The organism is Gordonia hankookensis (assembly GCF_014673215.1).
GTDB classification, from domain to species: Bacteria; Actinomycetota; Actinomycetes; order Mycobacteriales; family Mycobacteriaceae; genus Gordonia; species Gordonia hankookensis.
In genome coordinates this window covers 97,746-109,463 of sequence record NZ_JACWMS010000006.1, presented here as the reverse complement: position 1 = coordinate 109,463, position 11,718 = coordinate 97,746, and the positions used below count along the sequence as shown (strand labels likewise).

The window sequence follows — 11,718 nt, the reverse complement described above, 5'->3', positions numbered from 1 at the left end:
GGACCGGTTGCGCTCATTGTGGCCCCAGATCGACCCACCCATGACGGGTTCGACGAGACAGAGCCCAGACCGTGCTCAGGTGGTGCCCGCATTCGCCTTGAGCAGCAGGGCGGCGATCTCGGACCGGTCGGCGACGTCGAGTTTCGTGCAGGCCCGATAGATGTGTCCCTCGACCGTCCGCACCGATACCGTCAGGCGCCCGGCGATCTCCTTGTTGGACAGTCCCGCGGCCACCAGATTGGCGATCTCGCGCTCGCGGGTGGTCAACGGAAGTGGCTGCGCCGCCTCGACCAGCGCGGGCGTCCGCAGACCGCCACACTCCGCGGCGAGGCGATTGGCCACCGCCGCCGAGGCGACCGTCGCCGCGCGGTGACCGGCTGCCTCGTGCAGGACACTCGCCTGGGCGGCCGCGTCGGCCGCCGACAGCCGCATACCGGCCTCTTCGAGTTCGGTTGCGCAGAGATCGAGTTCGACGGCGTCGCCGGATGCCAGTGCCTCCGCATGCCGCGCATAGAGCCCGGTGAGCTGCCCGTCGATCTGGTCGGCCAGCTCCCGCAGACGTTGCGCACCCGAGGAGTCACCGAAACGGGCTGCCGAGTGGAGTGCCTCGGCCTCGATCGCGTATTGCCCGGACTCCTGCGCCGAGGCGGCCGCCCCGGCCGCGGTCTGCGCCGCCACCGACACCGTGCCCGCGGCCGCCTCCTGCCACGACTTCGCGATGGCGAGCATCGGGCCGAACACCGCGATGTGCCGGCCGAATCTGTCCTGCGCCCTACGTAATGCGCGTTCGGCCCGCTCGATGCGACCGGCTGCGCTGAGCGCCTGGACGAGATAGAACTGTGCCGGATAGTTCCAGGATTCGGCGGCGCGGCCGCTGTCGAGGGTCGCCAGGGTCTGCTCCATACGCCGGGCCACCGCGCGGCTGTCGCCGCGCGCCAGTTCCACCACCGACACCAGGATGCCCGCCATCCCCCAGCCCAGATACTGACCGACGTTCGAGAACGCGACATACCGCTGCGCCCGGGCATCGGCCTCGTCCAGCCGGCCGGTGAGCGTCAGTGCCAGGATCTCGCCCAAACCGGTTGGGAACCTGAGCAATCCGTCGGTCGTCGTCTCCGCGGTACGCGCCCGCGCGGCGAGTTCGGCGACCTCGTCACCGCGACCCGACAGTGCGCGCGAGAGACCCCCGCCGAAGACCGCCCACTCCACCGCCCATGGGGATGGGTTCGGCGAACCGAGGACGTCGTCGGACAGTGCGATCGCATCGTCGATTCGATTGCCGAACACCGCACGCGCCGAGGCATATCCCTTGACCACCAGCGAAAGATTGGGGTCGGTCACCTTCTCGCGCAACATGTCCAGCACCGGATCGGCGCGATCGGCATCACCGAGTGCCCAGAAGAGATTGCCGAATCGCATTCCGCCCCAGAGCACCAGCTCCAACTCGCTGAGCTCCGTCGGGCGGAAGGCGGCCAGCACCTCTTCCGCCTCTTCGGCATACCCCTGCCACATCAGTGCCCGGGCGAGCGGTTCGGCCGCCCCGACACCTCCCTTCCCCTCGGCCGCAGCGGCACGTGCGAACCGCTCGCCGAGCGGGGCGTTGGCGAATCCGAGGGCGTCGCGCGCGGCCGCGCTCATCAGTTCCGGATCGACGCCAACGTCGCTTTCCAGGGCGAGGTCGGCGAGCCGGATGCGTTCCGCGGGACTCTCCGCACCCTTCGCACGCAGGGCCTTGACCAGTCGCCCGCGCAGTCGTCGCGACGACACCAGCCCGAGCCGGTGCCGGATGACCTCGCCGAACAGCGGATGGTTGTAGCGGACCTGCAGGCTGCGGCCATCCCGCGCGATACGGACCAGACCGGCGATCTCGGACTCCTCGACGGCCTCCTCACCGGCCAGCTCGGAGAGGATCTCGATGTCCAGCGGTTCGCAGAGGGCAAGGTACTTCAGCACATTCAGCACCTCGTCGTCGAGCTGTTCGATGCGGCTCTCCAGTAACGACGCGAGCTCCGAGGTGATCGCGGCCCGGCCGCGCAACTGCCACACACCGTTCACCTGGCGGAGCGTGTCGGCCTGCCGGGCACCCTCGACGAGATGCCGCAGGAACAGCGCGTTACCACCCGACGCCTCCCACATGAGGTCAGCCGACAGCCCCTCGAGCTGCCCGCCCAGAACCGATTCGATGAGCTCGACGCTCTGCTGTTTGGTGAATGGCGACAACGTGATCCGCGTGAGGTGGTTGTCCTTCCACAGCGAGGTCACCGCATCCGGCACCGCCTCGCCGCTGCGGACCGTCGCGACGATGTGCACCGCGCGGTCGATGGCGAGCTGGTGCAGCAGGGTCGCCGACAGCTCGTCGAGGAGGTGGGCGTCGTCCACACCGATCACGACGTTCCCGTCGGCGAGCAGGGATTCCCGCGCCGCGGCCAGATACGTCACCGGATCGCTGGTCGTCGCCGGTCCCACCAGGTGTGCGAACACCCCGAGCGGGATGCTCCTGGCCGACTCGGTCCCCGCGACCCACCGCACGCCGCCGTCGAGTGCGGCCGTGACGTGACGTGCCAGCGTCGTCTTGCCGACCCCCGAATCGCCGGTGAGCACGACTCCGCACGCAGTCGTCTCACCGCGTAGCGCGGATTCGATGATGCGGAACTCTTTCTCGCGCTCGACCAGAGGCCAGTTCGAGGACATGTGGGGATTTTAGTCGCATTGCCCGGTCGACGACACCGCGATTCGATCGCTATGCGTCGCGGCGCTCGGTCATCACGATGCCGATCATGAAGACGATGACCGCGAAGACGGCGAAGTAGATCAGCGATCCGTAGATGTTCCAGTGGTATTGGGTGTCACCGGCGCCCTCGTTCAGGAAGCGGGAACCGTTGGCGAACGGCAGGAACGGCGCGATGTGCTCACCCACCTTGGGCAGGATGGACAGGATCGACTCGAGGGCCAGATTCCAGATCAGCACGATCACGATCGCCCCTGCCGTGTGCCGGACGATGGCGCCGACCCCGAGTCCGATCAGGACATAGAGCGCGGCGATCACCGGGGTACCCCAGATCTGCCGCACCACGCCGGGATCGCCGAGTTCGATGCCGCTCGACGAACCGGCGAGGCCACGCACCAAGAAGATGCCGACAACCGCGAGCACCAGCGTGACCGCCACGGCGAGCGCACCGAACACACCGGCCTTGGCGAGCAGGACGGTGGATCGCTTCGGGATCGCCTGGAAGGTGGTCCGGATGGTGCCGAACCGGTACTCGCTGGTCACCGCCAGCACGGCCATGATCATCAGCACGAGCACGCCGAAGGCGTTCAGGCCGATCAGCGCGGTCCATGCGGACTCGCCCGGCGACGGTCCCAACGGCGCCGTCGAGGTCGCCCCGGTGAGCGCGGCGACGGCGACCGCGAGCACGACGACCACGGCGATGCACCAGTACGGCGACCGCGTCGACGTCAGCTTGATGCGTTCGGCGTTCATCGCGGCGATCATCGCGGGCCTCCCTGGGTTCGCGGGTCGATTCCGGGCCCGGCGGGAGGGCCGCCGCCCTGATACTGGACCGCGCCGGCGGTCATCGACATGAAGACCTCTTCGAGCGATGCACTCGTGCCGGTGAGCTCGTGCAACGCGATCCCGGCCTGACCCGCGAGATCACCCACCTGGTCGGTGGTGACATCGGCGACGGTCAGCGCCGGGCGGCCGTCGGATGCGGTGAGGGGCACGACGTTCAGACCTGCCTCGGCGAGCACCCGGTGCAGGTCCGGCAGTCGAGGGCTTCGTACCCGCACACTGCTCGACGCACGGCTGGTGAACTCGCCGACCGAGCAGTCGGCGATCAGTCGTCCCTGGCCGATCACCACCAGATGGTCGGCGGTCAGCGACATCTCGGTGAGGAGGTGGCTCGACACCAGGACGGTGCGGCCCTGCCCGGCCAGATGCCGCATGAAGTTGCGAATCCAGACGATGCCCTCCGGATCCAATCCGTTGACCGGCTCGTCGAACAGCAGTGTGTGCGGGTCGCCGAGCAGGGCACCGGCGAGTCCGAGCCGTTGCTTCATCCCGAGCGAGAATCCGCCCGCGCGTTTGGTGGCGACCGATGTGAGGCCGACCATCTCGATCACCTCGTCGACCCGGCGCGCCGGGATGCTGCTGGAGGCCGCCATCCAGCGCAGATGCGACCTGGCGCTGCGATTGGGGTGCACCCATCCGGCGTCGAGCAGCGCACCGACCTGTCGCAGCGGATGGTCGAGTTCGCGATACGGGCGACCATCGATGGTCGCGGTCCCCGAGGTCGGTCGATCCAGTCCGAGCATCATGCGCATCGTCGTGGATTTGCCCGCCCCGTTCGGGCCGAGGAACCCTGTCACCACCCCGGGCCGGACGTGGAAGGACAGATCGTCGACGGCACGCGTCCGCCCGAAGTCCTTGGTCAGCTTCTCGACTGTCAGCACACCTCGACCATAGACATCTCCGCACTCACCGGGCGCACTCCACACCGCCTGTCGTCATAGGGTGTGCCCATGCCGACGACGTTCACAGTGCTGCTCTGGCCGGTCACCGGCCACGAGTCGGAATTGCACGCCTACGAGGACGATGTCCTGCGATTGGTCGACGAGCACCGGGGTCGCGTGCTCACCCGCCTACGCAACGTCGACGGGGATGCCGACCATCCGCTCGAGACGCAGATCATCGAGTTCGCCGACGAGGCGGCATTCGACTCCTACATGCAGGATTCACGCCGGCAGGCGATGGCCCGGCGTCGCGACAGGTGCGTCGCGCGAACGCAGATGTGGCGGGTCGAGTCCGCCTGACGCCCCGGGCGCGATCGACGAGCTACATCCGCGCCGGCGAGGACGCCTGCGCCCAGAACCGCTTGGGCATCCGGCCCGCACCGGCGGCATACCGTCCGGCGATCACCGCATGCCGCATCGCGGCTGCCATCCGCTCCGGGTCGTCGGCGCGGGTGACCGCCGACGCGAGGAGCACGGCGTCACAACCGAGTTCCATCGCCAGTGCGGCGTCGCTCGCGGTGCCGATACCGGCGTCGAGTACCACCGGAACCTGCGCCGCCTCGACGATCATCTCGATGTTGTGGGGATTCGCGATGCCGAGGCCGGTTCCGATCGGCGAGCCCAGCGGCATGACGGCGGCCACCCCGAGATCCTGCAGTCGCGCGGCGAGGACCGGGTCATCGTTGGTGTAGGCCAGCACTGCGAACCCGTCGTCGACGAGAGCCCTTGCCGCATCGATCAATTCGATCGGATCGGGCAGCAGTGTGCGCTCGTCGGCCACCACTTCGAGCTTCACCCAATGCGTTTCGACGGCCTCCCGCGCGAGTTGCGCGGTCAGCACCGCCTCGGCGGTCGTGTGACAGCCGGCGGTGTTGGGCAGGATCGCGATGTCCAGACGTCGGAGCATCTCGACCATCCCGGTCCGGGATTCGGGACTCACCCGCCGCAGGGCCACGGTGGTCAACTCGGTCCCCGATGCCACCAGAGCCCGCTCCAGCACAGCGAGATTGGCGGCCCCGCCGGTCCCCATGATCAGGCGTGACGTCAACTCGCGGTCGGCGATCCGCAACGGGGCATCGGCCATGGCGGCGATCGGGCTATCCACCCTGCACCGCCGTCACGATCTCCACGCTCGCCTCGTCGTGCAGCGTCTGATCCCACCGTCCACGAGGAACCACCTCGCCGTCGATCGCGACCGCGATCCCGCGATCGGGGAGACCCAGTTTCGCGACCAGATCCCCGATCGATGCGTCGGGTGCGAGATCGGTCGCCTCGCCGTTGACGACAATCGTCATGATGGCTCCACTCCTTCCGTGGTGCTGCTGAGTTCGCCTGCAGCGACCCATCCGTCCGTCAGCAGCTCGAGAACCTTGTCGGCGGTATAGGGCGCCAACAGGATTCCGTTGCGACCGTGCCCGGTCGCCACGACCACCCGGTCGTCGACGCGCCGGATGATCGGCAGCCCGTCGGCGGTACCGGGCCGCAGACCCGCGGCGGCCTCGACGAGTCGGTAGGTGCGCAAACCGGGCATCAGGTCGACGGCATCGGCGAGCAGGTCGCTCACACCACCGACCTCGGGCGCCGCATCACTCTCGTCGAGCGGCTCGTATTGGGTTGCGCCGACGACGATCCCGTCGTCGCGGGGTACGAGATAGACCTGCCGACCATGCATCCGGGCGCGGATCACACGGGCGGGCTGGGCCACCGACCATCGTGTCCGACGCAGCCGCAGGATCTCGCCCTTCGCGGCGTGGAGTGCCACGTCGGGGACCAGCGAGCGTGTGCCCAGGCCTGCGGCCACGAGGATCTGGTCGGCGTCGACGTCGTCGAGATCGCCCACTCGCTCGTCGACGAAATGCACTCCCGCCCCGACGAGGGCGTCGCGAAGTCGGGTCAGCAGCCTGCGATTGTCCACCGCGCCCTCCCCGACCACCAGGTATCCGCTGTGCAGGCGTGAGCTCAGTCCCGGTTCGCGTCGACGGATCTCGGCGAGGTCGACCCGCCGCAGATCATCCTGCGAGCGGGGCGCGCGAGACCAGACGAACTCGGCGAGGTTCGCGAGATACTCGGCATCTGCCGACGACGCCGCCACGAACAACGACTCGGTGGCGGCCATCACCGTCGGATCGCCCAGACGTGCCACCAGATCCGGCCAGCGCCTCACCGATGCCGCAGACAGAGCGAGCAGGTCGTCCTCGCCGGGGTGACCCTCGCCGAGGGAGCCGAGCATGCCTGCAGCCACCCAGGCCGCGCGATCGGCGGTGCCCGCATCGTGGACCGTGACCCGGTGGCCTGCGTCGACCGCGGCGAGCGCACTCGTCAGCCCGATGACGCCGCCACCGACGACGGCGAGGGTCGGGCGAGGTCGGGCGATACTCACAGGGTGACATCCTTCCTTCGCCGGCATTACCCGGATCAGGTCAAACGGTCAGCGGGGGTTCGGCCCGCACTCTCAGCCCGTCGTACCCCGGGCTCCCGTGTCTCGACGCCTAGCCTACCGTTGCGTCCGTGACACCGACTCGAGGCCCGAGATCCGACCGCCTGTCATCGGCCCGGGTGTATCTGTGCACCGACGCCCGGCGCGAACGTGGCGATCTGATCGAGTTCGTCTCCGCAGCCCTGGCCGGCGGTGTCGACATCGTGCAGCTCCGCGACAAGGGATCGCCCGGTGCGGCGCGGTTCGGCACGCTGGAGGCCCGCGAGGAACTCGAGATCCTCGCCCGGCTCCGCGAGCTGACACGTCGGCACGACGCGCTGCTCGCCGTCAACGATCGCGCCGACGTCGCCACCCTCGCCGATGCCGACGTGCTGCACGTCGGTCAGGGCGATCTGCCCGCCGCCCGCGCCAGACAGATCGTCGGCCCCGACGTCGTCGTCGGGCTGTCCAGCCACGACGACGCCCAGATGCGGGCCGCGGTCGTCGACGACGACGTCGACTATTTCTGTGTCGGGCCGTGCTGGCCGACGCCGACCAAACCGGGCCGGGCCGCACCCGGACTCGATCTCGTTCGGGCAGCGGCGGACGTCGATCCACCCAAACCGTGGTTCGCGATCGGCGGCATCGACACCGCTCGACTGTCCGAGGTCCGGGCGGCCGGCGCGGATCGCGTCGTGGTCGTCCGTGCGATCACCGCCGCCGACGACGCCCGGGACGCTGCGGCGCAGCTCCGGACCACGCTCACCCGCTGACGAACGACCCGAAAGCCGGTTGCCGCGCCCCGGCGGGCGGGTCTATCGTGGTCGACATCATGGTGTGCATGAAGAGCATTCTCGTAACCCGCCGCAGCGGGGTCTGATCGACCGACCCCCCGCTGCGGGGTCGTTGCGCTCTCTGCTCGTCGGTCACTTTTCCTTCGACCGAAACGTAGACACGAGATGCACAGCCTTCATCTTTCTCAGCAACCCTGTTCGTGTGAGGCAGTCGATCCGTTCGCGCCCGACCCGTTCGCTCGCCGATTCGGATGCGCCCTGCCCCGAGGCATGCGTGAGGAGGCAGCCGACATGACGTGGCAAGGTTTCTCCGACCGATACGCACCCACCGGCGCCATCCGGCTGGGCTCGCTGCGCATCGAGACCGGACGTGATGACATGGTCACCTGTCACGCGACCATCGCCTTGGCCGGCCGGATCATGTCGCTGCAGGCCAGCGCGGTCGGACCGATCGGTGCGATGACGTCGATGCTCCACGACATCGGAGCGCCGATCCAGATCGTCAGCCTCCACCAACGCGAGGTCGGCGGCACGGTGACGACATTCCTGCTGTGTGAGTCCGACGACCGGCAGTGCTGGGCCTACGGCGACGGCAACACGGGTGACGAGGCCAACGTGAACGCTCTGATCGCCGGGGCCAACCGGCTGCGGGACCCGATCAGCTCTGGAGGTGTCAGCTCTGGGGGTCGAGAGCGCTGATACGTTCTCGCAGTCCCGGCCACGCGTTCCCGAACGCCGGGTGCAGCGGCAGTTCCGCCACGTCGTTCTCGGGAACCCAGCGCAATTCGGCGGACTCGAAATTGGCCACGGTTCGCACCGGCTCGTCGATATCCGCGATGACCGTGGTGTATGTCCAGCCACTCGGCGCCTGATGGGTGACGAGTGCGGCGACCACGTGCAGGTCGTCTCCGCCCACACCGGCCTCCTCATGCGCCTCGCGGACGGCCGTGTCGATCGCGCTCTCGTGCGAATCACGCGCGCCGCCGGGGAGCCCCCACGTCCCGCCCTGATGGGACCACACCGCGCGGTGCTGCAGCAGGATCGCCGTGGAACCGTCGGGCAGAGGTGCCCGCAACAGCAATCCGGCCGCCCCGTGGCGCCCCCAGTAGCGCGAACCGTCCGGATCGATCACCCATCCGTCGCCGTCTCCGCGCACCCTGCCTCCTGCCGTCGGTTTCCCGCCCAGTGACCCAGACCCTCCCCACGGTATGTGAGTTGCGCGACACAGGCCAGGGAAAGCCGGCGCGGATCGGCATCTCGACGACCTCGGGACACGGCCGCTCAAGTCGAGCCGGGCGCGACGACGAGGACTAGGGTTGAAACCGGTGAGGAACACCGATCCCGACCGGGAGGGAATCGTCGCCGATACCGGGAATCCCGGTACCTGAAACGCGTGCGCTGCCCGGTGCGACACACAAGGTGGAGACTGTGAGCCCAACGCCGGCATGCCCGGCACTAGCGGAAAGCGACGCCGGAATCGTGGAGAATTCGGAAGGACCGTGAGGTGACCGGCGACGTCTCGCACATGCGGACCGCGCTCACCCGCGCGGGCCGGACCATCCGACCCACTTCTTCTGCCCCACCGATACGGCAGGTCCTCGCAGACCGACGGGATCTGGTCGCCGCCGCGCGTCAGCGCGCGCAGTCGCCGCTGACCACTTTGCGACACTATGCGGTCACCAGCCCCGGCAAGCTCATCCTGATCCTGGTGATCCTGGCCCTCGCCTGTCTGACCGCCGGACTGTACGCATCCAACACCTTGGAGAAGCGCACCCAGACGCTGCAGGAGATGATCGACCGCACCGAGCCGCTCGCGGAGGCCTCGCAGGTCCTCTACAGCTCGCTGTCGATCGCCGACGCCGCAGCGAACTCGGCGTTCATCTCGGGCGGGCTGGAATCCCCCGAACTCCGCACGCGCTACTCCGATGCGCTGGCCACGGCGTCGTCGTCGTTGATAACGGCCGCAGGCACCACCCACGACCTCGCCGATTCCGAGAGCGCCACCGTCCAGCGGGAGTCCAACACGGACCTGAGGACCCTGGCCATCAACATCCCGGCATACAGCGGACTCATCGAGACCGCGCGTACCAACAACCGGCTCGGCAACCCGGTGGGCTCCTCCTATCTGGGGCAGGCCTCGACGATGATGCAGGACAAGATCCTGCCCGCCGCGCAGCGACTCTACGAACGCCGCTCCCGGTCGATTGCCGATCCGCAGAGCACACTGACCGTCCCGCCGTGGGGTGTGTACGCCGCGCTCATCGTGCTCATCGTCGGACTCGTCGCGACCAGCCGCTACCTCCAGAGACGGACCCGTCGCCGATTCAACATCGGGGTACTCGCCGCCCTCATCGCGGTGATCGTGGGCACGGTCTGGTTGTTGGCGTCGGGTCTCATGTCGGTCGCCGCGACCAACAACGCGCGCATCGACGGCGCCGATCCCCTGCGCGACCTCACGTCGGCACGCATCATGACCCAGCAGGCCAGATCCGCGGAAACCCTGTCGCTGGTGCGACGTGGCGATCAGGACGATCTGGACCGCACCTTCACCGACGCGACCACGAACATCGGGCGCACCCTCGACCAGTTGGGCAAGGATCGCGACGACTCGAGCGCGGTATCGGCGGGGCAGCTCTACAACGCCAACTACGTCCTGGCCCGTTGGAAGGAACTCGACGCGCAGGTCCGCTCGCAGATGAGTTCAGGCAATTTCGCCCGCGCCCGCGTGATGACCGTGGGCGACGGACCCAATTCGACGGCCCAGGCCTACGGCGATCTGGATCGGGCGCTGGTCGACACGATCACCACCACGCGGCTCTCCTTCCGCGACGACATCAACACCGCACAGCGGGTGCTCGGATACACCGGCACCGGCATCCTGCTGCTGACCCTGTTCGCCGGAGTCGCCGTGATCGTCGGACTCATCCCACGTATCCGGGAGTACCGATGACGTGCCGGGGCGCACCCGCGAACCGCCACGCCGACGCGATCGGCAGATATCGCGTGCGATGGGTGCGGGCCGTGGTGGTCGTGTTGTTCGTCTGCGTCGCCGCCACCGGCTGTGTGCGCTTTCCGGCGCCTCCGTCGCCGCCACCGGTCGCCTTCGGTGTGCAACCGACTCCGCCCGGCGCGGAGACCGATGCCGCCCGCGAGCCCGCACCGAACTCCGAGACCTGCGATGCGACGGCCAGCCTGCGGCCCGGTCCGATGCCGGTACCGGCGCAGATGCCCCAGCGCACCACCATGGCCGACATCCTCGGTCGTGGACGCCTGATCGTCGGACTCGACATCGGGAGCAACCTTTTCAGTTTCCGCGATCCGCTCACCGGTGACGTGCAGGGATTCGACGTCGACATCGCCCGGGCGATTGCCCAGGCGATCTTCGACGATCCCAACACGATCGAGTACCGCGTGCTGAGCTCCGCAGAGCGCACCCAGGCCCTCATCGACCACAGCGTCGACGTGGTGGTGAAAACCATGAGCATCACCTGTGACCGGGTCGACGACGTCGCGTTCTCCAGCCCGTACTACATTGCCTCCCAACGCATTCTGTCCACCCGGACGTCCGGCATCGACGGTCCGGCCGCGCTGGCGGGCAAACGGGTCTGCTCCGCGCGCGGGGCCACCTCGATCGGCCGTATCCAGGCAATCCAGCCCCGAGCCAGGATGGTCACAACCACGACCTGGGCGGACTGCCTGGTGATGATGCAGCAGGGTCAGGTGGACGCGACCACGACCGACGACGCCATCCTCGCCGGTCTCGCCGAACAGGACCCGTGGGTGCAACTGGTCGGCCCGAGCCTCGGCGAGGAGTACTACGGCGTCGGCATCCCCAAAGGCCAGGACGACATGGTGCGCTTCGTCAACGGTGTGTTGAACGAACTGCGCGTCAGCGGTCGCTGGCAGCAGATGTACGATCACTGGCTGTCCATCCTGGGTCCGGGCAACGGACCGCCTCAACCCGTGTACCGCGACTGACCCGACGAGTGACTGCGA

At 68.4% G+C, this 11,718-nt stretch carries 12 protein-coding genes and 1 riboswitch; of the genes, 5 read left to right on the top strand and 7 right to left on the bottom strand.

Annotated features, from left to right (window positions below; all coding sequences use genetic code 11):
* Positions 1-75 precede the first annotated feature (75 nt).
* The 3 genes from IDF66_RS22870 to IDF66_RS22860 are packed head-to-tail and all read right to left on the bottom strand — an operon-like array spanning position 76 to position 4,452.
* Entirely contained in the window at positions 76-2,691 is a 2,616-nt protein-coding gene (locus IDF66_RS22870; protein ID WP_190268758.1) for a LuxR C-terminal-related transcriptional regulator, read from the bottom strand.
* Between the two features lie 49 nt (positions 2,692-2,740).
* Complete coding sequence (locus tag IDF66_RS22865; RefSeq protein ID WP_190268757.1) at positions 2,741-3,493, bottom strand: ABC transporter permease; 753 nt, start codon at positions 3,491-3,493, stop codon at positions 2,741-2,743.
* The gene (locus IDF66_RS22860; protein ID WP_190268756.1) at positions 3,490-4,452 is read right to left on the bottom strand and encodes an ABC transporter ATP-binding protein; all 963 of its coding nucleotides are present in this window, start codon (positions 4,450-4,452) and stop codon (positions 3,490-3,492) included. The genes IDF66_RS22865 and IDF66_RS22860 overlap by 4 nt, the downstream gene beginning before the upstream one ends.
* A 69-nt stretch (positions 4,453-4,521) precedes the next feature.
* On the opposite strand from IDF66_RS22860, the gene IDF66_RS22855 reads away from it, so the two are divergent.
* Positions 4,522-4,812: a DUF1330 domain-containing protein gene (locus IDF66_RS22855; RefSeq protein ID WP_164310493.1), complete on the top strand. Its 291-nt coding sequence runs from the start codon at positions 4,522-4,524 to the stop codon at positions 4,810-4,812.
* A gap of 22 nt (positions 4,813-4,834) precedes the next feature.
* Here IDF66_RS22855 and thiG read toward each other — a convergent pair whose 3' ends face one another.
* From thiG to thiO, 3 genes are all read right to left on the bottom strand, one after another.
* On the bottom strand, positions 4,835-5,596 hold the full coding sequence (gene thiG, locus IDF66_RS22850) for a thiazole synthase (protein ID WP_190268890.1): 762 nt from the start codon (positions 5,594-5,596) through the stop codon (positions 4,835-4,837).
* Between the two features lie 13 nt (positions 5,597-5,609).
* Positions 5,610-5,807 carry a sulfur carrier protein ThiS gene (thiS, locus tag IDF66_RS22845; protein WP_164310492.1) on the bottom strand — a complete coding sequence of 66 codons (198 nt, stop codon included), beginning with the start codon at positions 5,805-5,807 and terminating at the stop codon, positions 5,610-5,612.
* The gene (gene thiO, locus IDF66_RS22840) at positions 5,804-6,919 is read right to left on the bottom strand and encodes a glycine oxidase ThiO (RefSeq protein ID WP_190268755.1); all 1,116 of its coding nucleotides are present in this window, start codon (positions 6,917-6,919) and stop codon (positions 5,804-5,806) included. Before thiO ends, thiS begins: the two co-directional genes overlap by 4 nt.
* A riboswitch (TPP riboswitch) is annotated at positions 6,888-7,001 on the bottom strand. (Overlaps the previous gene by 32 nt.)
* A 19-nt stretch (positions 7,002-7,020) precedes the next feature.
* On the opposite strand from thiO, the gene thiE reads away from it, so the two are divergent.
* The gene (gene thiE / locus IDF66_RS22835) at positions 7,021-7,701 is read left to right on the top strand and encodes a thiamine phosphate synthase (protein WP_317628824.1); all 681 of its coding nucleotides are present in this window, start codon (positions 7,021-7,023) and stop codon (positions 7,699-7,701) included.
* 312 nt (positions 7,702-8,013) lie between these two features.
* The gene (locus IDF66_RS22830; protein ID WP_190268754.1) at positions 8,014-8,421 is read left to right on the top strand and encodes a hypothetical protein; all 408 of its coding nucleotides are present in this window, start codon (positions 8,014-8,016) and stop codon (positions 8,419-8,421) included.
* Here the strand turns inward: IDF66_RS22830 and IDF66_RS22825 are convergent.
* Positions 8,396-8,878, bottom strand: coding sequence for an NUDIX hydrolase (locus tag IDF66_RS22825; RefSeq protein WP_164310488.1), 483 nt, complete (start codon positions 8,876-8,878; stop codon positions 8,396-8,398). The two genes, IDF66_RS22830 and IDF66_RS22825, sit on opposite strands and share 26 nt — an antisense overlap.
* 348 nt (positions 8,879-9,226) lie before the next feature.
* Here IDF66_RS22825 and IDF66_RS22820 point away from each other — a divergent pair, with 348 nt between their 5' ends.
* Both IDF66_RS22820 and IDF66_RS22815 read left to right on the top strand, forming a co-directional pair.
* Entirely contained in the window at positions 9,227-10,672 is a 1,446-nt protein-coding gene (locus IDF66_RS22820; RefSeq protein ID WP_190268753.1) for a hypothetical protein, read from the top strand.
* Positions 10,669-11,700 (top strand): glutamate ABC transporter substrate-binding protein, encoded by a 1,032-nt coding sequence (locus IDF66_RS22815; protein WP_190268752.1) that lies wholly within the window; start codon positions 10,669-10,671, stop codon positions 11,698-11,700. Before IDF66_RS22820 ends, IDF66_RS22815 begins: the two co-directional genes overlap by 4 nt.
* The last annotated feature ends 18 nt before the right edge of the window (positions 11,701-11,718 follow it).

Coding starts and splice junctions, on each gene's coding strand:
- IDF66_RS22870 (WP_190268758.1), bottom strand. CDS start 2,691: ATGTCCTCGAACTGGCCTCTGGTCGAGCGCGAGAAAGAGTTCCGCATC.
- IDF66_RS22830 (WP_190268754.1), top strand. CDS start 8,014: ATGACGTGGCAAGGTTTCTCCGACCGATACGCACCCACCGGCGCCATC.
- thiG (WP_190268890.1), bottom strand. CDS start 5,596: ATGGCCGATGCCCCGTTGCGGATCGCCGACCGCGAGTTGACGTCACGC.
- IDF66_RS22815 (WP_190268752.1), top strand. CDS start 10,669: ATGACGTGCCGGGGCGCACCCGCGAACCGCCACGCCGACGCGATCGGC.
- IDF66_RS22865 (WP_190268757.1), bottom strand. CDS start 3,493: ATGATCGCCGCGATGAACGCCGAACGCATCAAGCTGACGTCGACGCGG.
- thiS (WP_164310492.1), bottom strand. CDS start 5,807: ATGACGATTGTCGTCAACGGCGAGGCGACCGATCTCGCACCCGACGCA.
- thiO (WP_190268755.1), bottom strand. CDS start 6,919: ATGCCGGCGAAGGAAGGATGTCACCCTGTGAGTATCGCCCGACCTCGC.
- IDF66_RS22855 (WP_164310493.1), top strand. CDS start 4,522: ATGCCGACGACGTTCACAGTGCTGCTCTGGCCGGTCACCGGCCACGAG.